This window comes from Aminobacter sp. SR38 (assembly GCF_014843375.1).
In the GTDB taxonomy this organism is placed as follows: domain Bacteria; phylum Pseudomonadota; class Alphaproteobacteria; order Rhizobiales; family Rhizobiaceae; genus Aminobacter; species Aminobacter ciceronei.
The window spans coordinates 3,973,084-3,995,238 of record NZ_CP062112.1; the positions used below are offsets into that span (position 1 = coordinate 3,973,084).

The 22,155-nt window shown below is 63.7% G+C and carries 23 protein-coding genes and 1 tRNA gene; 11 read left to right on the forward strand and 13 right to left on the reverse strand.

Annotated features, from left to right (window positions below; all coding sequences use genetic code 11):
• Positions 1-50 precede the first annotated feature (50 nt).
• The 4 genes from IG197_RS19515 to IG197_RS19530 are packed head-to-tail and all read right to left on the reverse strand — an operon-like array spanning position 51 to position 2,537.
• Positions 51-839, reverse strand: a complete 789-nt coding sequence (locus IG197_RS19515) for a rhomboid family intramembrane serine protease (protein ID WP_067957706.1) — start codon at positions 837-839, stop codon at positions 51-53.
• Between the two features lie 39 nt (positions 840-878).
• Positions 879-1,460 (reverse strand): cob(I)yrinic acid a,c-diamide adenosyltransferase, encoded by a 582-nt coding sequence (locus tag IG197_RS19520; protein WP_192314419.1) that lies wholly within the window; start codon positions 1,458-1,460, stop codon positions 879-881.
• Between the two features lie 12 nt (positions 1,461-1,472).
• Positions 1,473-1,667 (reverse strand): twin transmembrane helix small protein, encoded by a 195-nt coding sequence (locus IG197_RS19525; RefSeq protein ID WP_192314422.1) that lies wholly within the window; start codon positions 1,665-1,667, stop codon positions 1,473-1,475.
• A gap of 27 nt (positions 1,668-1,694) precedes the next feature.
• Positions 1,695-2,537 carry an SDR family oxidoreductase gene (locus tag IG197_RS19530; protein ID WP_246765193.1) on the reverse strand — a complete coding sequence of 281 codons (843 nt, stop codon included), beginning with the start codon at positions 2,535-2,537 and terminating at the stop codon, positions 1,695-1,697.
• A gap of 148 nt (positions 2,538-2,685) precedes the next feature.
• Between IG197_RS19530 and IG197_RS19535 the strand changes: the two genes are divergently transcribed.
• Positions 2,686-3,537, forward strand: coding sequence for a YihY/virulence factor BrkB family protein (locus IG197_RS19535; RefSeq protein WP_192314424.1), 852 nt, complete (start codon positions 2,686-2,688; stop codon positions 3,535-3,537).
• On the opposite strand, the gene IG197_RS19540 is transcribed toward IG197_RS19535, so the two are convergent.
• Positions 3,504-4,397: a DMT family transporter gene (locus IG197_RS19540; protein WP_192314426.1), complete on the reverse strand. Its 894-nt coding sequence runs from the start codon at positions 4,395-4,397 to the stop codon at positions 3,504-3,506. The two genes, IG197_RS19535 and IG197_RS19540, sit on opposite strands and share 34 nt — an antisense overlap.
• Positions 4,398-4,595: 198 nt before the next feature.
• Here IG197_RS19540 and IG197_RS19545 point away from each other — a divergent pair, with 198 nt between their 5' ends.
• Positions 4,596-4,892 carry a hypothetical protein gene (locus IG197_RS19545; RefSeq protein WP_067957722.1) on the forward strand — a complete coding sequence of 99 codons (297 nt, stop codon included), beginning with the start codon at positions 4,596-4,598 and terminating at the stop codon, positions 4,890-4,892.
• A gap of 66 nt (positions 4,893-4,958) precedes the next feature.
• Here the strand turns inward: IG197_RS19545 and gluQRS are convergent, their stop codons facing one another.
• A complete protein-coding gene (gene gluQRS, locus IG197_RS19550) occupies positions 4,959-5,873 on the reverse strand; it encodes a tRNA glutamyl-Q(34) synthetase GluQRS (protein WP_192314428.1) in 915 nt (304 codons plus the stop codon).
• A 75-nt stretch (positions 5,874-5,948) separates the two neighbouring features.
• Here gluQRS and IG197_RS19555 point away from each other — a divergent pair, with 75 nt between their 5' ends.
• Complete coding sequence (locus tag IG197_RS19555) at positions 5,949-6,602, forward strand: DNA-3-methyladenine glycosylase (RefSeq protein WP_192314429.1); 654 nt, start codon at positions 5,949-5,951, stop codon at positions 6,600-6,602.
• A gap of 118 nt (positions 6,603-6,720) precedes the next feature.
• Entirely contained in the window at positions 6,721-7,278 is a 558-nt protein-coding gene (locus IG197_RS19560; RefSeq protein WP_067966138.1) for an HNH endonuclease, read from the forward strand.
• Between the two features lie 75 nt (positions 7,279-7,353).
• On the opposite strand, the gene IG197_RS19565 is transcribed toward IG197_RS19560, so the two are convergent.
• The 3 genes from IG197_RS19565 to IG197_RS19575 form a co-directional block, all read right to left on the reverse strand.
• The gene (locus IG197_RS19565) at positions 7,354-7,869 is read right to left on the reverse strand and encodes a disulfide bond formation protein B (protein WP_182575187.1); all 516 of its coding nucleotides are present in this window, start codon (positions 7,867-7,869) and stop codon (positions 7,354-7,356) included.
• 37 nt (positions 7,870-7,906) lie between these two features.
• Complete coding sequence (locus tag IG197_RS19570) at positions 7,907-8,494, reverse strand: YqaA family protein (RefSeq protein WP_067957734.1); 588 nt, start codon at positions 8,492-8,494, stop codon at positions 7,907-7,909.
• Positions 8,495-8,697: 203 nt separating this feature from the next.
• Positions 8,698-9,306, reverse strand: coding sequence for a DUF6506 family protein (locus tag IG197_RS19575; RefSeq protein ID WP_192314431.1), 609 nt, complete (start codon positions 9,304-9,306; stop codon positions 8,698-8,700).
• Positions 9,307-9,405: 99 nt separating this feature from the next.
• On the opposite strand from IG197_RS19575, the gene IG197_RS19580 reads away from it, so the two are divergent.
• The 3 genes from IG197_RS19580 to IG197_RS19590 all read left to right on the forward strand — a co-directional run bounded on the left by IG197_RS19580 (position 9,406) and on the right by IG197_RS19590 (position 11,604).
• A complete protein-coding gene (locus IG197_RS19580; protein WP_192314433.1) occupies positions 9,406-10,317 on the forward strand; it encodes a LysR family transcriptional regulator in 912 nt (303 codons plus the stop codon).
• 130 nt (positions 10,318-10,447) lie between these two features.
• Positions 10,448-10,532: transfer RNA gene (locus tag IG197_RS19585), tRNA-Leu, on the forward strand.
• A 217-nt stretch (positions 10,533-10,749) separates the two neighbouring features.
• Positions 10,750-11,604, forward strand: a complete 855-nt coding sequence (locus tag IG197_RS19590; protein WP_067957740.1) for a rhamnan synthesis F family protein — start codon at positions 10,750-10,752, stop codon at positions 11,602-11,604.
• Positions 11,605-11,624: 20 nt separating this feature from the next.
• Here the strand turns inward: IG197_RS19590 and IG197_RS19595 are convergent, their stop codons facing one another.
• Complete coding sequence (locus IG197_RS19595; protein WP_192314435.1) at positions 11,625-12,557, reverse strand: rhamnan synthesis F family protein; 933 nt, start codon at positions 12,555-12,557, stop codon at positions 11,625-11,627.
• Between the two features lie 27 nt (positions 12,558-12,584).
• On the opposite strand from IG197_RS19595, the gene IG197_RS19600 reads away from it, so the two are divergent.
• Positions 12,585-12,803 (forward strand): hypothetical protein, encoded by a 219-nt coding sequence (locus IG197_RS19600; protein ID WP_192314436.1) that lies wholly within the window; start codon positions 12,585-12,587, stop codon positions 12,801-12,803.
• A 102-nt stretch (positions 12,804-12,905) separates the two neighbouring features.
• A complete protein-coding gene (locus IG197_RS19605) occupies positions 12,906-14,537 on the forward strand; it encodes an AMP-binding protein (RefSeq protein ID WP_067957746.1) in 1,632 nt (543 codons plus the stop codon).
• A 17-nt stretch (positions 14,538-14,554) separates the two neighbouring features.
• On the opposite strand, the gene IG197_RS19610 is transcribed toward IG197_RS19605, so the two are convergent.
• Both IG197_RS19610 and IG197_RS19615 read right to left on the reverse strand, forming a co-directional pair.
• Complete coding sequence (locus tag IG197_RS19610) at positions 14,555-15,838, reverse strand: GNAT family N-acetyltransferase (protein ID WP_192314439.1); 1,284 nt, start codon at positions 15,836-15,838, stop codon at positions 14,555-14,557.
• Complete coding sequence (locus IG197_RS19615) at positions 15,838-17,097, reverse strand: lipopolysaccharide biosynthesis protein (protein ID WP_371746556.1); 1,260 nt, start codon at positions 17,095-17,097, stop codon at positions 15,838-15,840. Before IG197_RS19615 ends, IG197_RS19610 begins: the two co-directional genes overlap by 1 nt.
• Before the next feature lie 250 nt (positions 17,098-17,347).
• Between IG197_RS19615 and IG197_RS19620 the strand changes: the two genes are divergently transcribed.
• A complete protein-coding gene (locus tag IG197_RS19620; RefSeq protein WP_154386149.1) occupies positions 17,348-17,575 on the forward strand; it encodes a hypothetical protein in 228 nt (75 codons plus the stop codon).
• 229 nt (positions 17,576-17,804) lie between these two features.
• Positions 17,805-19,193, forward strand: coding sequence for a magnesium transporter (mgtE, locus tag IG197_RS19625; RefSeq protein ID WP_192314445.1), 1,389 nt, complete (start codon positions 17,805-17,807; stop codon positions 19,191-19,193).
• 67 nt (positions 19,194-19,260) lie between these two features.
• On the opposite strand, the gene secA is transcribed toward mgtE, so the two are convergent.
• Positions 19,261-21,984 (reverse strand): preprotein translocase subunit SecA, encoded by a 2,724-nt coding sequence (secA, locus tag IG197_RS19630; protein ID WP_067957754.1) that lies wholly within the window; start codon positions 21,982-21,984, stop codon positions 19,261-19,263.
• Between the last annotated feature and the right edge of the window lie 171 nt (positions 21,985-22,155).

Sequence of the window (22,155 nt, forward strand, 5' to 3'; positions counted from 1 at the left end):
AATATCTGCTTGAAGCTCAAATCGTTTGAAAAAAGCTGTGCCAGTGACCGCTATTGCCGGCCCCAGCGCGTGGTCGGCTGGGCTGTCGGCGGCTCGGGCGTAGCGGGCTCCGGCATGGCCGGCGCCTCGGCCTTGTCAGGGCTCGGCACGGCCTCTTCGGCATCGGCAAACAGCGGCACCTCGCGGCGGCGCAGGACGAGCACCATCACGGCACCGGCGACGATGCCGCCGACATGCGCCGCCCAACTGACCTCGTCGTCGCCGCCGATGGCGATCATCAGGAACTGGAAGGCGACCCACAGGATCAGTGGGATCCAGGCCGGAATGCGCAGCGGGATACGGGCGAAGGCCAGCACCCACACCTTCACCCGGGGGTAGAGGATCAGGTAGGCGGCGACGATGCCGGCGATGGCGCCCGAGGCGCCGATCAGTGGCGTCTGCGAATCCGGCAGGATCAGCCCGTGCAGGAAAGCGCCGGCGACCGCGCAGAGCAAGTAGAACACCAGGAAGCGGAAATGCCCGAGCGCATCTTCGACATTGTCGCCGAACACCCAGAGGAACAGCATGTTGCCGCCGAGATGGAAGATGTCGCCATGCAGGAAGGAATAGGTGACGTAGCTCAGGTTTTCCGGAATGATGATCAGATCCGGCGACAGCTCCGCCAGATCGTGCACGACGGAGGGGATGTAGCCGAGCCCGAGCACGGCAGCGGTGGCAAAGTCCTCGCCGCCGACCGTGGTCAGGAGATACACGATGACGTTGATCGCGATCAGGCTGAGCGTGACATATTGCAGCCTGATGTGGCGCAGGTGATTGGAATCATAGAGCGGAATGAACATGCGGCTCGCTTCCGCCCTCCCGGCAACCTGATCAGCAAATCAGCGGTTCTTGCCGGGAACCCATAGCACATCGGCTTTTCCGTTGTCATTGACCACACGCGCGGCAACGAACAGCAGGTCGGAAACCCGGTTGATGTAGCGGATGCCCTCACGGTTGACGTGTTCGCCGGGGTCCTGCGCCAAGGCCACCATCACACGCTCGGCGCGGCGGGCAACCGTGCGGGCCAGATGCAGCGCTGCTGCCGCCGCCGATCCGCCATTCAGCACAAACGAGCGCAGCGGCTCGAGACCGGCGTTCAGCACGTCGATGTCGGCCTCGATGCGCGCGGTCTGGCTGGCGATGATGCGCAGCGGCTCGTAGCCAAGGTCCTTGCCGGTGTCGGGGGTCGACAGGTCCGCGCCGAGATCGAACATGTCGTTCTGGATGCGGTAAAGCATGGCGTCGACGTCGGGGTTCTCCGTCGCGGTATGCACCCGCGCCATGCCGATGCAGGCATTGGCCTCGTCGACGGCGCCATAGGCTTCGACGCGCAGGTCTGATTTCAGCCGCCTTTCGCCCGAGCCCAGGCCGGTGGTGCCATCGTCGCCGGTGCGGGTGTAGATCTTGTTGAGCTTGACCATTCCGCGCTCCGCTCAGCTGCCACGGGTGAAATAAAGGGTGAGCAGGATGAACACCAGCGCCACTGCCTGCAGCAGCACGCGTGCCTGCATCAGCTTGTTCGAGGTGTTGCCGGAGCCGCCGCGCAGCATGTGGATCAGGCCGCGGATCAGGACCACCACCACGGCGAACATGAAGACGACGGCGAGGATGTTGAAGACGGTAGCCATATTGGTTCCAGTTCAGTCGTAGGCCGGTCAGGCTTGGCGGGCCAGAATTCTGTAAAGCAGCGAAGCAGGCAGCAGGCGCTTCAGCACGACGCCGATTCTCGCGGGCGTCGTGACAACATAATGCGGGCGCGGCCGGTGCGACAGCAGGGCGTGTCGCAATACCGCATGAACCGCTTCCGGTCCCAGCTTGAGCCGCGATTTCGAGCCGCCGCTGGACAGCCTGTCGAGTTGGGCGCGATAGGCCACGTGGTGGGGCGAGTTTTCGTGGTCGATGTAGCGCAGGAACCAGTCGAGCCCGTTGGTGGCGATCTTCGAGCGTATCGGGCCGGGCTCGATCATCGCGACATGGACGCCGCTGCCGGCGAGTTCCTGACGCATGCACAGCATAAGCCCCTCCAGCGCATGCTTGGAGGCGGAGTAGGCGCCGCGGAACGGCACCGGCGTCAGGCCGAGGATCGACGAGCAGTTGACGATGCGGCCGTGGTTCTGCGCACGCATCACCGGAACGACGCGCCGTGTCAGGTCGTGCCAGCCGAAGAAGTTGGCCTCGAATTGGTCCCGCAGTGCCGCCATCGGCAGATCCTCGACTGCGCCCGGCTGGGCGTGCGCACCATTGTTGAACAGCGCGTCGAGCCTGCCGCCGGTACGTTCAAGCACGGTTTCGACCAACGCCTCGATCGATTCCGGCTTGGCGTAGTCGAGGAACAGCGCCTCGAGACCGTCGGTCTCGAGTGCCGCCAGATCCTCGGTCTTGCGCGCCGTGGCGAACACGCGCCAGCCCTCGGCCTTCAGTGCGCGGGCGCAATGGGCGCCGATGCCCGACGACGCGCCGGTCACGATTATCGTGCGTAACTCGTTGATCGGGTTCACTTCGTTTTTGCCCGGCCTTGCAAATGAGGGCAAAGCCTTCCCATATTCGCCGCCACGAAACAATTGGCCAATTCATGATTGGCCGTGTCACTGTCGGCCGCTAGGTAGTTGGCCAGGACCCAACGGACGGAGCGGAAAACTGGAGCTGATGCGCAAGATCGTCGCCACGAGGCGCGTGCTCTTCGACGCAGCCGGCCATTTCCATGATGACGACGGTTGGGCGATGGCCAGTCATCTCGCCATTTCGGCGCTGATGGCGCTGTTCCCGTTCCTGATCTTCGCCACCACGCTCGCCAGCTTTCTGGGCGCCGATGCGTTCGCCGAAACGGCCGTGCATCTCGTCTTCGACACCTGGCCCGACCAGATCGCGGCCCCCATCGCCCGCGAGGTGGTCAATGTTCTCACCGTGCCGCGCACCGATCTTCTGACCTACGGCGTCGTGCTCGCCGCCTATTTCGCTTCCAACGGCGTCGAGGCGCTGCGCACCTCGCTCAACCGCGCCTACCGCATCACCGAGACCCGCACCATCTGGTACCGGCGCACCCAGAGCCTGATTTTCGTTTTGATCGCCACGATCAGCTTCGTTGCCATCTCGGTGCTTCTGGTGTTCGCGCCGATCATCGCGCGCATCCTCGAAGCCAAGTTCGAATGGATCCAGCCCTATATGGGCACCATTACCGTCTGGCGCTTCACCATCGCTTCGGCGGTCATCGTATTCGGCCTGTTTGCCGTGCACATGTGGCTGCCGGCCGGCCGCCGTCGCTTCCTCAGCATCATCCCCGGCATCGTCTTCACGCTCATCGCCTGGGTTGTCGGCTCGACGATCTTCGCCGCCTATCTCGATACCTTCTCGTCCTACGTCACCACCTATGCCGGCCTCGCCTCGATCATGATCGCGGTGGTCTTCCTCTACATCGTCTCGGCGATCTTCATCCTCGGCGGCGAGCTCAATGCCGCGATCAGCCGCTATCTCGAAGCCCGCGCCCGCGTGCCGGGTTGAGCCGTCGCCAGGCCGACGCCGAGCGTGGCGATCGCCATGCCAACCAGTTGGATCGCCGACAGTTCTTCGCCGAACAGCAGCCAGGCAAGGACAGCGGTCACCGCCGGCACGAGGTAGAAAAGCGATGCCACCTTCGACATGGCGCCGTCGCGGATCATCACCATCAACAGGAAGATCGCGCCGATCGACAGCACGAACACCAGCCAGGCCATGGCGAAGATCAGCTCGCCATTGATCGTCACCTGCTGGTGTTCGAAGGCGAAGGAGGCGATGGTCATCAGGATCGCAGCGCCGACATATTGCCAGAATGTACCTGATACCAGGTCGCTGGCCGCGCCGACGCGCTTCTGCCAGATGGTGCCGGCACTGATGCCGGCCATGGCGATCACTGACGCAGTCAGCGTCTGCCAGGTCACGCCGCCGCCGATCGCGCCGAGCTTGGGGGAAAGCACGATCACCACGCCGACGAAGCCAATGGCAAGCCCGACCCAGTGCTTGGGCTTGATCTCCTCGCCGAGCAGCTTTCCTGCAAGTACGGCGGTGACCAGCGGCTGCAGCCCGGCGATCAGCGCCGACAGGCCCGCCGGCAAGCCCTGGTGGATCGCCCAGAACACGCCGCCGAGATAGACCCCATGCAGCAGCATGCCGATGAGTACGGAGTGCAGGGCGGCCCGCCGCGTGAGCCTGGTGGAGCCGAGCGCCAGCATCACTGCGCCGAGCAGCAGGAAGGCGAGGACGAAGCGCACGGCCAGGAAGGTGAACGGCTCCGCCCAAGGCATGGCGTAGCGCGCGCCGATGAAGCCCGTTGCCCAGAGCAGCACGAAGGTGGCCGGAATCAGCCGCTTTGGAGAAGATGTCATGGATACCCCTGGCGCCGCCGGACGCCGCTTCCGGAAGGAATCTTACCGGGATCGCTCTAATGCCGAACATTAGGACAATCAAAATGAAACGATTGATCCATAGATTCACCGGACCTGATCTGACGACCTGATCTGGGAGAAGCTTGCCCGGGAGGGGGCCTGGGAGAACTGCACAGTCGGCCTCTGAAAGGACCGCGCATGCTGTGGAATCTCGATCCGGGCTGGTTGATGATGGCGGTCGCCTTCGTCGCCGTCATGGCCTTCTTCTTTGGTGCTGCACTCGACGCCATCATGAAGGACGACGGCTTCGGCCCGACCGGCAACATGCTGCTGTTCACCACTGGCTTCTTCGGCGCGGTGCTCGTCGCCAACAGCTACGGCATCACGCTGCGCGACCTGCAACTGGCGACCGCCTGGGGGCTTGGCGGCGCCTTCATCTTCATCAGCGTGCTTGCGCTGATCAAGGCGGCGATCGCCCGGATGCTACAACCTTAGTGCATTGGCCTGGTGCATCGGCTCGAAAATCGGCATCGATCTTCGGAACGCACGAGGCACAGATTCTTAGGGACTGGAGCGTCCTTTGTGCGGCCAATCGGACGCACGGCGCTCCAGCATCGCCTTGACCGATTCTGGCGTCTCACCGGCCTCCCGCAATGCGGCGAGGCCGGTGTCGCGTTGGCTTTTCGACAGCTTTCGTCCATCAGGACCTGTTATCAGCCGGTGGTGGAAATAGCCCGGCTGCGGCAGGCCGAGCACCTGCTGCAGCAGGCGCTGTACCGAGGTCGCGAAATAGAGGTCCTTGCCGCGCACGACATGGCTCACGCCCTGCAGTGCGTCGTCGAGCACCACCGACAGGTGATAGCTCGTCGGGATCTCCCGTCGGGCGATGATCACGTCGCCCCATTGCAGCGGGTCGGCGGCAATTTCCGCCATGCCATCCATCGCCTCGTCGGCCCATTCGCGCCAGCTCAAATGGCCGTCCAGCCGCGCCAGTGCTGCGGCGGTATCGAGCCGCCAGGCAAAGGGCGCGCCCGCATTGATGCGGCGCCGGCGCTCCCGCTGCGACATCTGCTTGTCTGCGCCGGGATAAACCGGCGCGCCGTCTGGATCGCGCGGCCAGCTTTCTCCCGACGCCTCATGGTCCATGATCGCGCCGCGTATCTCGCCCCGGCTCATGAAGGCGGGATAGACGAGTTCGTCCTTCTTCAGCCGTTCGAGCGCTGCCTCGTATTCGGCGAAATGGTCCGACTGGCGCCGTACCGGCCGCTCGTAGGCGACACCCAGCCAGGCGAGGTCGCGGAAGATGCCGGCCTCGAACTCCGGATTGCAGCGAGTTACGTCGATGTCCTCGATGCGCAGCAGCAGCCGGCCGCCGGCACTGGCCGCCATCCTTTCATTGGTCAACGCCGATAGCGCGTGGCCGAGGTGCAATTCGCCGTTGGGACTGGGCGCGAAGCGAAAGACAGGAGCCGTCATGAGCGTTGCTGGTGCCGGATTGAAGGTGTGCCTTGCCGATTGCTACGTTGCCTGCCGCAACCTAACAAGTGACGCATGCGCCGCATCTCCAATCTCGACGACGTCAATTTCGGCCTCGACGCGTTATGCGCGATCGATCCGCGCCTGCAGGCGGTTCGCGGCATGGCCGGTGAGGTGCCGCTCAGGCTGACCGAACCGGGCTTTGCCAGCCTCGCCTCGATCATCGTTTCGCAGCAGGTGTCGACGGCAAGTGCCAAGGCGATCTTCGGCCGCCTGACAGCTCTGGTCGATCCACTTACGCCGCAAGGCCTGCTTGCCGCAGGTGAGGGCATGTTCCGCGAGGCCGGCCTGTCACGGCCAAAGCAGCGCACGCTTCTGGCGGTGGCACAGGCAGCGACCGACGGCCTCGACCTCGACGGGCTCTGCCGACTCGACGCCCAGGAAGCGATGGCGGCGATGATCGCAATTCCCGGTATCGGCCCGTGGACGGCGGAGGTGTATCTGCTGTTCGCCGCCGGCCATCCCGATATTTTTCCGGCCCGCGATGTCGCCTTGCAATCGGCCGTAGGCCATGCGCTGGGCATCGATCCGCGCCCCGCTGAGAAGGCACTGATTCGGCTTGCCGAATCATGGGCGCCGTGGCGAGGGGTCGCATCGAGGCTGTTCTGGGCGTATTATCGCGAGACCCGTGGTCGCGATGGCGCGCCGCCGGCTGGAAATCCTGCGTAAATCCGCAAAATCGCGGTTTTTTGACGGGTTATATGACCGGCCAGACGCTTCACATTCCTGTCACCTCGGGCTTACAGTATTCGTGCCGTTAGGTTCGAGGACCAAGGAGGTGCAGGAAGTGACGGTTGCCGTGTCTCCGGATGGGCTCCCAGCACTAGTGCTGAATGCGGATTATCGTCCGCTCAGCTACTACCCCTTGTCGTTGTGGTCCTGGCAGGACGCGATCAAGGCGGTGTTCCTCGACCGCGTCAACATCGTCGCCGAATACGAGCACGCCGTCTCATCGCCGACCTTTTCGATGAAGCTGCCCAGCGTCGTCAGCCTGAAGCATTATGTGAAGCCGTCGCGCTATCCCGCCTTCACCCGTTTCAACGTCTTCCTGCGCGACCGCTTCCAGTGCCAATATTGCGGCACCCCGGAGGATCTGACCTTTGACCACGTCATCCCGCGCCACAGCGGCGGGGCGACCACGTGGGAAAATGTCGTCGCGGCCTGCTCGCCCTGCAATCTCAGGAAGGGCGGCATGATGCCGTCGCAGGCCAAGATGTGGCCGCTGCAGAAGCCGTTCCAGCCGACGGTGCACGACCTGCACAACAATGGCCGGCTGTTTCCGCCCAACCATCTGCACGAAAGCTGGATGGACTATCTCTACTGGGATGTTGAGCTCGAGCCTTGATGAAGGCCGATCTCCCCTTTTTGGGGGAGATGTCCGGCAGGACAGAGGGGGCGAAGCATCGCGCCCCCCGAGGCGCTACCCCTTCCTGAAAGCCCCACGCAACGCCACCGCCGCCAGGAAAGCGCTGGCGAGAACGTTCCAGCCGGCGAAGGACAGGCCGAGCACGCGCAAGGCGGCATCCTCGCAACGTGGCGGCACGACGTTGTTGAGCACGTCGAGCAGGCCCTTGCCGCCGGTGTCGATCGTGCCGCTGACGGCCGCGCAATCGGTCGGGCCGGCCCACCAGCGCCATTCGACGCCGGCATGGTAGGCGCCGAGATAGAGCCCGTAGAGCATCAGCAATCCACCGACGGCCAGGAGCGCGCGGGTCATCCATGCCGGCCAGTGCAGCGCCGACGACAGCGCCGCCAGCGCCATCAGCGGCACTCCGACATAATAGGGCGTGCGCTGCTCGAGGCAGAGCTTGCAGGGCAGGTAGCCGCCGATGTGCTGGAAGCCGAGCGCTGTGCCGACGACGGCTGCCATGGCGACGGTGAGGAAGATTGCGGTCAGCGTCTGGCTGCGGCCGGTCGGAGAGGCGAGGGAGGTCATTCTTGGGTGCCCAGCTGTTGTTACCGGCATTCGCCGTTCAGTGGAGGTATCTGACGAGAAGATAGAGCAAAATAAGGGCAGCGGCGGCGAGGCCGGCGAGCAGCCCGAGGCGCTTTTCGATGAATTCGCGGATCGGCTCGCCATAGGTGCGCAGCAGCCAGGCCAGGAACAGGAAGCGGGCGCCGCGGGCGACGATCGCCGAGACGATGAACCAGCCAAGCGGGAAGCTGACGACGCCGGCGAGAATGGTCACCACCTTGATCGGCGGCAGGTGCGACAGCCCTGAGGTGACCAGCATCAACAGGATGATGCCGGCGCCCGACGAGACCTTGAGCGCTTCGAACTCGTCATACTTGCCGTAGAATTCGAGCACCGGCTTTGCCACCGCCTCGAAGGCGTAGTGGCCGATATACCAACCGGCGATGCCGCCGAGCACTGAGGCCACGGTGGCGATGATTGCGTAACGATAGGCCTTGTCCGGTCGCGACAGCGCCATCGGCAAGTAGAGCACGTCGGCCGGTACCAGGAAGACCGAGCTTTCGACGAAGGCGATGAAGGCCAGCCACCATTCGGCGGATTTCCTTGCCGCGAGCGACAAGGTCCAGTCGTAGAGTCGGCGAAGCATCTGGCCCCCTTGAGATATGCGCTGCCTGTTTAGGAAGAATTGCTGTGGCGCACAATGCTTGGGGTCTTCACGAATGTGAAAGCCGGGGCAACGTTACATTCTGTCGCGTGATCACGCTTGAGACATACTTGCCCGGGCCATCGCCGCAGATGCAGCGCGATGGCACGCAATCGGCGGCCGTGGCCGCCGATCATGGTGTGGTGCTATGCGGCGCGCCCGGCCGCCACATGCTGCCCGGGCTGCAGCGCATCGAGCGCGAAGCTGCCCACGCCTACCGGGGCCAACCCGCCCACCGCCTGGATGATCTCGGCCACGTCCTCGGTCGAAAACCCGCCATAGAGCTCGATCAGGCCAAATCCTTCCCGGGCGAGCCGTGCTGCAACCTCGGCGGCCGTTGCCCCATCTGGAACGGCAATGAAATGCGTGTCGAGCGGCGGAAAACTGCTCACGAACCTGTCACGCTCCGGTTCGGCATCCCGCTTCAGGATGATGAAGGCCGCCAGCGGCGGCTTGCCGTCGATGAAGGCCTGATTGTAGGCAGCCGCCGGCTGCAAGGATTCGATGCCAAAGGTCACCGAGCTCACCTTGACGTCGTGTCCGACGACGGCCGAGACCTTGGGGCGCCACGCCGGCGAGATGCCGCCGCACAGCTCGATCAGCTTGGCTCCCTGCGCGGCGAGCTCATGCGCCACCGCCGGTGCCTGTATCGGATGGCCCAGGGCAATGATGGTGATCCTGCCGTCCGGCACGCTTCGGTCGATGGTCGGGTCGGCGCCGGGAGCTTCATAGATCAGGGCCTTGTCGATATGCATGTTGTGTCCTCGTTTGTCTTCGATAGCGACAAGTTGCGACAGAACACTGATCTTGGTAATTGCCATAGTTCTGCAGCCACTGATCGAAGAAATCGAACTGTGCTTGACAATCTGACGCTGGACCAGATGCGAACCTTCGTTGCCGTCGTCGAAGGTGGCAGCTTTCGCGCCGGTGCTGCGCGGCTGTCGCGGGTGCAATCGGCGATCAGCCATGCCATCGGCAACCTTGAAGCCGAGCTCAACGTGGCGCTGTTCACCCGCACCGGCCGGAAGCCCGAATTGACCGCCGAAGGGCAGGCGCTGCTCACTGATGCCAGGGCGATCCTGATCAAGGTCGACGCCATGCGCGCCCGGGCGCGCGGGCTGGGGCAGGGGCTGGAGCTTTCGCTCGCAATAGCCGTCGATCCGGTCATCCCTGCCGGCATCCTGGCCGGCGCGCTTCTCGACCTCAGGGCCGAGCACCCTTCGGTCAGCGTCGCACTGAAGACGTTGCCGATGCGCGCGGCATTGCATGCGCTCATCAACCGGCACTGCACGCTCGCCATCACCACCGATACCCAGCGCGACAGCCTCGTCGAAGCCGAGTGCCTTGGCCCGGCGCAGCCCTTCGTCGCCGTGTGTTCTGCCCATCACCCGCTCGCGGCGCCGCCCGCAGCCGGTTGGTCGGCGGTCGACCTGTCCGACCACCTACAGATCGTCGTCAGCGATCCCTCGCCGGTGAGCGAAGGGCTGGATTTCGGCGTGCTGTCACCCGGCACCTGGCGTGTCAGCGATCTCGCGACCAAGCTGGCACTGATCCGGGCCGGCATCGGCTGGGGCAATCTTCCCAGCTGGATGGTCGACGTCGGCCTCGCCCATGGCGCCCTTGTGCGCGTCACTGCCACCGCCCTGGGCTCACAGTCCGAGACAGCGCTGTCCGCCTATTTGCTCTGGCGCATCGACCAGCCCCCAGGCCCCGCCGCGCGCCACCTGCGCGAACGGCTGCTGGCACATCTTGACGGAGGCAGGTAGTTGCGCGCGACCGCTTTCGCTGCGCCGGCGAACGCCGTACCGGCATGAAGTTGCGCAAAGGCGCCGCTCCCCAGTTGACGAAGGGCCGCCCGACCGTATAGTCCGCGACCATTCTGTCCGTTTAGGGCAGGCCCCTATGGCGGAATTGGTAGACGCGCTCGACTCAAAATCGAGTTCCGCAAGGAGTGCTGGTTCGATCCCGGCTAGGGGCACCATTGACCTTCACGCAGCACTGCGGCGCGGAAGGCGGCTTTGTTCCTCGATCATGCCTTGCATTGTGCCGTCGCGGTGAGGTGAGCCTTCGGGCAAAAATCCGGCAGGCAAGGTCGCAAGCGCCTTTCAAATACTACCAAAAATAGATCGTTTGCGCGTTTGTCACGGTGTACAAAATCGGCCATTGAAGCGTTTATCGTCTATTAACAGGCTTTGCACATGCGCGGAGAGCTTCGGGTCGCGATTGTCATCCATGCATTCTACATGGATGCATTCGATGAAATCCTCGACCTCGCCCAAGCTCTCCCGGCACAACACAAGCTCTTCGTAACGACCGTTCCGGTTCACGAGGCGCTGGTGCGCTCGCGGCTCGATGCCGCGGAGCGAGACTACAGCCTTGGCGTCTTCGAAAATCGGGGCCGCGACATCCTGCCTTTCCTTCGCATGTTTCCAGCTGTTCGCGCCGAGGGCTTTGACGTCGTCATCAAGGTTCACACCAAGAAATCGCCGCATCTGAAGGATGGTGACGGCTGGCGCCGTATGTTGGTCGCTGCATTGCTGCAGCCCCAGGCGCTGCAGCAATTGACTTCGGCATTTCAGGCCGACGCTTCGCTGGGCATTGTCTGTCCCGAAGGTCATTTCCTCTCGCTCGACCGCTACATGGGCGGAAACGAAGCGCGTGTCCTTGCCATCGCCCAGCGCCTTGGCCTGGGCCGGGCGCAGCTGCTTGATGCCGGCTATTGCGCTGGAACGATGTTCATGGCGCGTACAGACGTCATCGCGCCACTGGCCGATCTCGGCTTCACGGCCAAGGCCTTCGAGGCGGAGGCCAACCAGGTCGACGGGACGATGGCGCATGCGTTCGAACGCTGTCTGGGTCTGGGGGGCGTCGCCCTTGGCCGCCGCATCGCCTCGAGCGCCGATCCGTTTGGACATGCCGGCTTCAACGACAGCTACGCCTTTACGAGACAGCCACGCCGCCCATCCGCGTCGGCACGCCTGAAATCGGGCTTCAAGGCCGCCCAGGGCAAATTCGGAAATGCGCTGCGGCGGATGCTCGTTCGGCCCGGTTGAACGACCCAGCTGGCAGGGCACTATATGATGCCCTGGTCGAAGAGCTGCCTTCTCGTCGAGCGCAACTGGTCCCCCGAGCCTTTCCTCGTCATGTCCGAAAGGATGTCGGCCAGGTGTCCCTCGTGTCCGACCGCGATAAGGTTTTGTTCGATCTCGCCGATGTCGAACTGCAGGCGGTAGACAAGGTCGCGCTTCATCAGCGGGCAGTTGAGATGTTTCTTGTAAAGGAACCCGGCCGTGTGAATCTGAGAACGCGTGGCGATGCGTTCGCATATCTTCGCGATGATTGCGGCCCAGCTTTCGCTGCCCAAGCTCGCCGCCGGAAGCCTGAGATCCCGACAGATCTGGCCATTCATCGCCACAACATCCCCGCCGTCAATTTCGGTCAGCCGCAGCCTGAGCTTGTCCGGCGTGTAGACGGTGGTAACGGATCTTGCGATCGGCAGGATTGCCGCGGAGAAACCGATTTCCCCTTTTCGGATCGCCCATAGCCGCGAATTCACCGGCAGGTATTGCTTCCAAAAGCGCGCGAATTCGGAACTTGCAACGATCCTATGCCCCACGGAGAAGCAAAAGGACTGCATGTGGTAGCCATGTTCCCGGTTTTCGAACGAACCGACGATGTCGGCTTCCGCGCCTGCCAACTCCCTGAACAGCGGAGTGAGCCCGTTGCTGAAGAAGTACACGCTGTCATTCAGGTAGAGCAGGCGCGTTGCCTCGGTATTTTCGAGCAGGTGAAGTGTCGCATCCCGAAAACCGCCAAAGTCGAGGCCGGCATTGTCGCGAACGATGAGCTTCGAACAGCGTTGCTTGAGATCGGCCAGTCGCTCGGCGTCCAGGCCGTGATTGACCACCAGGACGACGTTCGCCTGGGCCTCGTCCAACGATGCCAGTGCATTGTCGACATACCATGGCGTCTTGTTGGGCTGCCAGACCAGGAAGATGGCGTACACGCTGCCCGGGTGATGCCGCCTGCCCTGATGAACCTGATATGGCTCGTCCCTGCCGAGGCTTCGATTGAACCTGGACTTGATGACCTCGAATTCGTGGTGGCGGATCTTGGCAACACGCTTCTTGAGGGACCGCAGAAGTCGCAATTTCGGCATTCCGATCCCGATCTGGTGTTGCTTTGGCGGCCGGACACCGGCAGACGCAATGGAATGCCTGCCGAGGCGCGGCGCTCTGGACCGTTTTCTTGACGCCGAGCGCTTCCGATATTAGGCAGGCTTTCTGTTGGTTGGTAGGTCAACCCCGATCCAGCCACAATGAAATCCCTCGCGGAGGAGCGGAGACGACCGTCCATGCTCGAACGGCGCGACACTTACGACGCCCTCTATCGCGATTTCCGCTGGCAGATTCCGCAAAAGTTCAACATCGGCACCGCTGTTTCAGACCGCTGGGCAGCCGTCGACCCTGACCGAACGGCGCTGCTCGACTACCGCATCGACGGTGCAGCCGAAGAGCTTTCTTTCGGCGAGCTTTCGCGACGCTCCAACGCATTCGCCAATTCCTTGCGGGCCAGGGGCGTACGCCGCGGCGACCGGGTGGCGCTGCTGTTGCCGCAAAGCTTCGAGACGGCGATCGCCCATGTCGCGATCTACAAGCTCGGCGCGATCGTCGTGCCGCTGGCCTTGCTGTTCGGCGTCGAGGCGCTCGAATACCGGCTGCAGACAGCTGGCGTCAGGGCGATCGTCACCAACGAGGCAGGTTTCGCAAAGGTCAGCCAGGTCAGCGGCCGGCTGCCCGAGCTCGAAGCGATCGTCGTTGTCAGCGGCGGCGATGTCGACGATTTCCATCGCCTGCTCGCCGCGCATTCGCCTGACTTTACAGCCGAGGACACTGGCCCAGACGATCCGGCGATGATGATCTTCACTTCCGGCACGACGGGCCCGCCGAAGGGCGCGCTGCACGGCCACCGAGTCCTGCTCGGCCATCTCCCCGGTATCCAGATTGCGCAGGAGTTCATGCCGCAGTCGGGCGACCTGTTGTGGACCCCGGCCGACTGGGCCTGGGCCGGCGGCCTGCTCAACCTGCTGCTGCCCGGGCTCTATTTCGGCCTGCCGGTGGTCGCTGCCCGCTTCGACAAGTTCGCACCCGAGGCCGCACTGCTGCTGATGGAAAAGATGGCGGTGCGCAACGCCTTCATCCCGCCGACGGCGCTGCGCATGCTCAAGGTCGTGCCCGACATCGGCAAGCGCTTCCGGCTCAGCCTGCGCAGTGTCGGCTCCGCCGGCGAGTCGCTTGGGCGCGAAACCTACGATTGGGCCACAGCCGAGCTCGGGCTTGTCGTCAACGAGTTCTACGGCCAGACCGAATGCAATGCGGTGCTCGCCTCCTGCGCCGGCCTCGGCATCAGCAAGGGTGGGGCCATCGGCAAGGCGGTACCAGGCCATCGCGTCGCCATCATCGACGGCGACGGCCGCCGCGTGCCGCCGGGCGTGTCGGGCCAGATTGCCATTGCCCGGCCGAACCCTGTCATGTTCCTCGAATATTGGCAGAGCCCCGAGGCGACCCAGAAGAAGTTCATCGGCGAGTGGATGACGACGGGCGATCAGGGCATCGAGGACGAGGACGGCTACGTCTCCTTCTTCGGTCGCGACGACGACGTCATCACCTCGGCCGGCTTCCGCATCGGCCCCGGCGAGATAGAGGACTGCCTGACAGGCCACCCGGCGGTGGCGCTTGCAGCAGCCGTCGGCAAGCCCGACGCGCTGCGCACCGAGATCGTCAAAGCCTATGTCGTGCTCAAGGATGGGCTTGTGGGCGACGCGGCACTCGCCGACGAGATCAAGCTCTGGGTGCGCGAGCGCCTGTCGGCACATGAATATCCGCGCGAGGTCGAGTTCGTCGATTCCATGCCGCTGACCACCACCGGCAAGGTCATTCGCCGCATCTTCCGCGACCGGGCAAAGCGCGAAACGAAGACAAGCTGAGCTTGATCCGGAGCCTTCTAGCGCTTCTTGAGCAGGCTGCGCACGCGGTCGCGCAGCCTGACGGCGAGCTTGCGTGTCTCGCGGTACAGGTGCAACTGCGAGGCCGCCTGCCGTGCAACGCGGTCGGCGTCCGGCGTCAGCCCGACGACGAAGGTGCCCATCGGTTTGCGCTCGCTCCACATCTTGCCGACCAGCGGATGGTCGGGCACAGCGCAGCTGTCGGTCATCATGATGTTGGGGTCGTCGAGGTGATGTCCGGTCACCGCCATCATCAGCAACGCGCCCGGTGAACAAGCCGACAGCGTCTCGTCATAGGCGGTCTTCCAGGTGTAGGCGACGCCGGCCTCGACGAAGACGACAAGGCTGGCGATGGTGCGGCCGTCGAGCGTCAGTGAATGGATGCGGCACATGTCCTGTTCCGACATGCGGTGCACCGCCTCGCGGGCGAAGGCGGCGCGGTAGCGGTCGATCGCCATGGCGGTGCGCTGGCGTCCCTTCCAGCCGGAAGCTTCCAGCGTCAGGAACTGTTCGATGGCGTGGCGAACTTCGTCCTGGGTGCGGGCAACCTTGTGCTCGACGACGCCCTGATCAGCGAGTCGGCGGCCCAGCCGGCGGAATTCCTTGTAGTGGCGGCTGCCGAGCGCCTCCTTGAGATAGTCTTCGCCCTCGGCGTCGCTTTCGAGGAAGGGCCGTTCGAACTGACCGGTCACCACCAGCGGCAGGTTACGCGATTCGGCCGTTGCGCTCAGCATCCGCGCCACGGCGCCGTCGAGGCGCATGTCAGGCATGACGAACACTTTCGGCAGCTTGAGATGCGGCCGTGCCAGCATGGCGAAGAAGTCGGCGATCACCCCTTCAGGATCGTCGCGGTCGAGCAGCGGCGTGCCAAGCGGGCCAAACGGGCTCGACCATGTCCGCATGACAGGTATGCCCAGCGGCACCGCCGGCTTCTCCACCGAGTAGGGCACCAGCAGCCGCAGCCGGCTGCGATACTCGGTACCGTCGCGGATCACAGCGAGGCGCACCTCGCGGTCCTCGAGCCGCGGCATGGCGGGCGCCAGGAAACGCGGGTTGAAAAAGACGTTGGGCTCGATTGTGCGGGCGCAGAGATGGTCGAGCTCCTCGACGAGGTCGAAGCCGGCCGAGGCCGGATAGATCGCCAGCCTGCGCAGCGGTCTTTCGGCCGATGTCAGTTCGAGATGGGCTGCTTCGGCGGCGTCGGTCGGCACGCCGGCAATGCCGGCGATCAGCGAGCCCGCCGGGCCGCCACTTGTTTCCTCGAGAAGCGGTATGGCTGCCATCAGGCGTTCTCTGCCGTGCGTTTCGTGGGAATGAACAGGACCATGACGATACCGAGTTTGCGCCAGACGGTGAAAGACAGGGCGGTGGCCTCGAAGATCATCGCCGCCGAGGTGGCGATCGCCGCGCCCCACAGTCCGAGCGTCGGGATCAGCAGCACGTTGAGGCCGATGTTGAGTGCGAGCGTCGCGGCATAAACCATGGCACAGACATTCTGGTGACCACTCATCGTCAAAAGGCTCTCGCATGGGCCTACCGCCGAACGCGCGACGACGGCTGAAACCAGCAGGAACAGCAGCGGGTAACCATCGCTGAAGCCGGGGCCGAACATGGCGAGCAGCGGCTCGCCGAGCAGCAGCACCACGATGCCCATCGCCAGTGACGGCCAGAACGTCCACGATACCGTCTCGCGGGCAAAGCCGTCGAGCTTTTCGGTGTCGCCATGGGCGATCCGCGCATAGCGCTGGGCGACGCCCGCCTTGACCGCGAAATAGACGAAATGCACCAGCGCCAACGTCTTCACGGTGGCGAAATAGACCGCCACCTTGTCCGGCTCCATGTAGGCGCCGACCATCAGCACGTCGGCGTTGGTGAGCAGGAAGAAGAAGCTCTCGACCAGGAAGATCGGCAGCGAGATCTTCAGCCAGTAGCCGAGCCGGTAGTTGCGCGGGCCAGCGGGGATGCGCCTGTCGGCGCGTGAGGTGATGCGGACGAGCTGGCTGAGCGTCGTCACATAGGTGGCGAGGATGGAGGCCATGACCGCGGTCTCGGCCGTCGGCGCAAAGCCTGTGGCGACGGCTCCGGCCATGAACACCAGGATCAGCACCGGCCGTGTTATGTAGGTCGGCACAAGCGCGGCGAAGGCCCAGGAATTGGCCCGGGCGACGCCTTGCAGCACGTCTGACAAGGCCAGCATTGGCAGGCAGATCATCCCGAGGAAGAACGGCACGATATAGTAGCTCTCGATCCGGCCGGAAAATGCCCAGACGCCGGCCATGCCAAGTGCTGCGATGATTGTCGAGGCGATGATCACCAACAGGCGGCTCGCCACCAGCACGCCGCGCAGATCGTCCAGCAGGCCCTTTTCACGGTATTCGGACATGAAGCGGATGATCGAGGTGTGGAAGCCGAAGCACGACAGCGAGCCGACGATGATCATCGTCACCCACACCAGGACGAAGATGCCGTATTCGAAGCTGCCCATCCAGCGCGCCAGCAGCACCTGGCTGACGAAGGCGATGGCAGCACTGACGATGCGCACGGCGAACGCAAACAGCGACATGCGGCCGGCCTCGCCGCGCTCGTCGCTGCTGAACAGGACTGCGTCGACGCGGCGCAACAGCGGCATGATGCGCGAGGCGATCTGCCCCGGCAGCCACCGTTCGGCCGTCATCGCTGCGGAAAAACGCAACTCGATACACTCCATCTTCCGCGATTTCGCTCACAGCATGTAGCCGATAGCGATTAAGAAACGGTTGGGTGGACCAGACAACCGGGAGGAGAGGGGCGGCATGATCTCAGACGACGAACGCAAATCGATGCTGCGGGCGCATTCGATCGGCCCGAAGATGATCAGCTATCTCCAGGACATCGGCATCACGCGTCTCGATGATCTCAAGGGCGCCGATCCGCTTGAGATCGTGATGCGCATCGACATATCAGTCGGGCGCAAGCACATGAACAGCCTGGGCGTGGCGGCGCTGCGCAACCTCATCGAACTGGCGAACACCAAGGCTTGATCGGGAAGCCGGGCGCGTGGGGTTGACTGGCTCGCTTGTCGGAGCCATCTAGGCCGCGTGGGCAGTTTACCCAACGGACTGCGCCGCATGAACCCAAGGAAACAACCATGAACAGCGACAGTCATAGTCGATCGACCAAGCCGTCGACGCCGACCGAAGGGACTGATCGCGGTTGATCGCTCCCCCGGGTCGCCGCCGATGGCTTTCGGCGCGACTGAAGGGGTGAGAAATGAGCTACACCACCATCATCGAAGAGCTGCGCGACGACGCAGTCATCCGCGACAACGCGGCCATCGCTTCGCGTCTTGCGGAGGAAACCGCACCCGACGTCGTCGAGGTGCTCAACACCTGCGATATTGGGCAAACCGCCCAACTGCTTGAGTTGATGCCGGTGGAGCGGGCTGTCGAAGTGCTCGACCAGCCGGCATTCGACCACGCGGCCGAACTGCTTTCGATTCTGCCGGGGCATACGGCCGCGCGCCTGCTTGCGGGCATGTCGGCCGACCGTGCCGCCGATGCGCTACGCGCGTTCGATCCCGGCGTACGGGCCGAATTGCTGACCGGCCTCGACGGCGAAACGCGCGCGGCGCTGGAACGGCTTCTGGCCTATCCGGAAGGCTGCGTCGGCGCCATGATGACCACGGAGTTCGTCTCGGTGCCGTCCAATTGGACGGTGGCCGAGGTACTTCGCCACGTGCGGGCGGTCGAGAACACGCGCGAAACCGTCTATGCCGTGTTCGTTGTCGATCCGTTGCGGCAAACCCTTGTCCATGCGGTGCCGCTGCGGCGCGTCATTTCGGCTGATCCGAGAGCTTCTATCCTGTCAGCCGTTCCGAAGCGCCGGCTGATCAAGACGTCCGCGCTGGCGCCGCGTGAGGAGGCCGTGCGCCTGATTGCCAAATACGACCTGCTGGCGGTACCGGTTGTCGACAGCAGGAACCACCTCATCGGCATCGTCACCGTCGACGACGTCATCGACACCATGGTCAAGCGCGACACTGAGCAGGTTCATCGCATGGGCGGCATGGAGGCGCTGGACGAGCACTATATGGACATCGGCTTCCTCAGGATGATCCGAAAGCGGGCCGGCTGGCTGAGCGTGCTGTTCCTGTCCGAAATGCTGACGGCTTCTGCCATGCAGAGTTTCGAGGGCGAGCTCGAAAAGGCCATCGTGCTGACGCTGTTCATTCCGCTGATCATGAGCTCGGGCGGCAATTCCGGCAGCCAGGCAAGCTCGCTGCTGATCCGGGCACTGGCGCTGCACGAAGTGCGCCTGGGCGATTGGTGGAAGGTGGTGTTGCGCGAGTTGCCGGCCGGCCTCACGCTGGGCTCGATCCTTGGCGTCATCGGCATGGTGCGCATCGTCACCTGGCAGATGCTCGGCTTCTACGACTACGGTCCGCACTGGCAGCTGGTCTCCCTGACCATCGGCGCCACGCTTGTCGGCATCGTGACCTTCGGCTCGATGACCGGCTCGATGCTGCCGTTTGTGCTGAAGCGACTTGGTTTCGACCCGGCGACTGCCTCGGCGCCGTTCGTCGCGACGCTGGTCGATGTCACCGGATTGGTGATCTATTTCAGCATCGCGCTGGTGATCCTCCACGGCACGCTGCTGTAAGCCAAAGCACAAACGAAAACGGCGGCCCGCTGGGCCGCCGTTTTCGTTTTCCGATCAACAATGCATATTAGGCGAAGCTGCCGTGGCAGTGCTTGTACTTCTTGCCCGAGCCGCAAGGGCAGGCTTCGTTGCGGCCGACGCGACCCCAGGTCGACTGGTCGTTGGGGTTGCGGTCTTCGGCGGCGACAACGCGGCTGTCCTCGAGCACGGCAACCGAGCCCTCGCCGAAATCGTCCTCGCCGGTGGTGCCGTCGATGTGGTGGCCGTGCATTTCGGGCGCTTCCGGTGGCGGCGCATCCGCTGCCTGGCGCACCAACTCGACGCGCATCAGCTGTGCGGTCACGGCCTGGCGCAAATTACCGAGCATCGCCTGGAACAGTTCGAAGGCCTCGCCCTTGTACTCGTTCAGCGGGTCGCGCTGGGCGTAGCCGCGGAAGCCGACGACCGAACGCAGGTGGTCGAGATTGACCAGATGCTCGCGCCAGAGATGGTCGATGGTCTGCAGCACCACGGAGCGCTCGACATAGGTCATCACTTCGGGACCGAAGCGTTCGGCGCGGTCGGCCGCTGCCTTGTCGGCTTCGGCGGTGATGCGGTCGCGCACTTCCTCTTCGGCAATGCCTTCTTCCTTGGCCCACTCTTCGATCGGCAGGTCGAGGTTGAGATACTGGATCACGCCTTCCTTGAGGCCTGCGACATCCCACTGTTCGGCATAGGCGTTTTCGGGAATGTGCTTGGCGACGAGATCCTCGATTACGTCATGGCGCATCTCGGCGACAGTATCGGTCAGGCTGGTCGCATCCATCAGCTCGATGCGCTGCTCGAACACCACCTTGCGCTGGTCGTTCGACACGTCGTCATATTTGAGCAGGTTCTTGCGGATGTCGAAGTTGCGCGCCTCGACTTTCTTCTGCGCCTTTTCCAGCGCCTTGTTGATCCAGGGGTGGACGATGGCCTCGTCTTCCTTGAGGCCGAGCTTGGTCAGCATGCCGTCCATGCGCTCGGAACCGAAGATGCGCATCAGGTCGTCCTGCAGCGACAGGAAGAACTTCGAGCGGCCCGGATCGCCCTGGCGGCCGGAGCGGCCACGCAACTGGTTGTCGATACGGCGGCTTTCATGGCGTTCTGTGGCCAGCACGTAGAGGCCACCGGCAGCCAGCGCCTTTTCCTTGAGACGGGCGACATCCTCGCGGATCGCCTTTTCCCTGGCGTCGCGCTCAGGGCCGGCCGGCATGTCGGCCAGTTCCTCGGCAATGCGCATGTCGGCGTTGCCGCCGAGCTGGATGTCGGTGCCGCGGCCGGCCATGTTGGTGGCAATGGTGATCGAACCCGGCTTGCCGGCCTGGGCGACGATCGAGGCCTCGCGCTCGTGGTGACGGGCGTTCAGGACCTCGAAGTCCTTGAAGCCGTCCTTGCGCAGGCGCTCGGCCAGCTGCTCGGATTTCTCGATCGAGGTCGTGCCGACCAGCGTCGGCTGGCCCTTGGCGTTGGCTTCCTTGATCTCGCGGACAATCGCCTTGTACTTCTCCTCGACCGTCCGGTAGACCTCGTCGTCCTCATCGATACGGCTGACGGGCAGGTTGGTTGGAACCTCGGTGACGTCGAGATTGTAGATGTTGCCGAACTCTTCGGCTTCCGTCAGCGCCGTACCGGTCATGCCGGCGAGCTTTTCATACATGCGGAAGTAGTTCTGGAAGGTAACCGAGGCCAGCGTCTGGTTTTCCGGCTGGATCGCCACGTGTTCCTTGGCTTCCAGCGCCTGGTGCAGGCCTTCCGAGAAGCGGCGGCCGGGCATCATGCGGCCGGTGAACTCGTCGATGATGACGATTTCATTGTCCTTGACGATGTAGTCCTTGTCCTTCTGGAAAAGGCGATGCGCCTTGAGCGCATTGTTGACGTGGTGGACCATGGCCACGTTTTCGACGTCGTAGAGCGACTCACCCTTGAGCAGGCCTGCCTCGCGCAGCAGGTTCTCCATCTTCTCGGTGCCTTCTTCAGTGAAGATGGCGGTCTTCTGCTTCTCGTCGACTTCATAGTCGGACGGAACCATCTGCTGCATGAAGGCATCGACGGTGTTGTACATTTCCGAACGGTCCTCGAGCGGACCAGAAATGATCAGCGGCGTGCGGGCCTCGTCGACCAGGATCGAGTCGACTTCGTCGACAATCGCGAAGAAGTGACCGCGCTGCACCATCTGGGCGCGCTCATACTTCATGTTGTCGCGCAGATAGTCGAAGCCGAGTTCGTTGTTGGTGGCGTAGGTGATGTCGCAGGCATAGGCCGCGCGGCGCTCTTCGTCGGACAGGCCGTGCACGATGATGCCGACCGACAGGCCGAGGAACTTGTAGAGACGGCCCATCCATTCGGCGTCGCGGCGGGCCAGGTAGTCGTTGACGGTAACGACATGCACGCCCTTGCCGGTCAGGGCATTGAGGTAGACGGGCAGGGTGGCGACCAGCGTCTTGCCTTCGCCGGTGCGCATCTCGGCTATGCCGCGGCCGTGCAGAACCATGCCGCCGATCATCTGGACGTCGAAGGGACGCATGCCGAGCGCGCGCTTGGCGCCTTCGCGCACCGTGGCGAAGGCCGGGACGAGGAGGTCGTCAAGCGAGGCGCCGTTGGCGATGTCCTTGCGGAACTGCTCGGTCCGCGCCCGAAGCTGGTCGTCGGTCAGCGCCTGCAGTTCATTTTCCATTGCAGCGATCGCTTCCACCCGGGGCCGGGTCGACTTGACTCGGCGGTCGTTGGAGGAACCGAAAATCTTACGGGCGAGACCGCCGAGACTGACCATCAAGTGGTCCTTTCAATTCGAATGAAGCCGACTGTCCGCCGGCCAAGCCTGCCGAGGAACATAGGCTGGCAGACTCAACACGAAAAGCGCCCGGAAAAACCCTTCTGGACGCGAAGACGATGGACAGATAAGAGGGGGCACAACTTATGTCAACGTTGCAGAGAGCCTGCC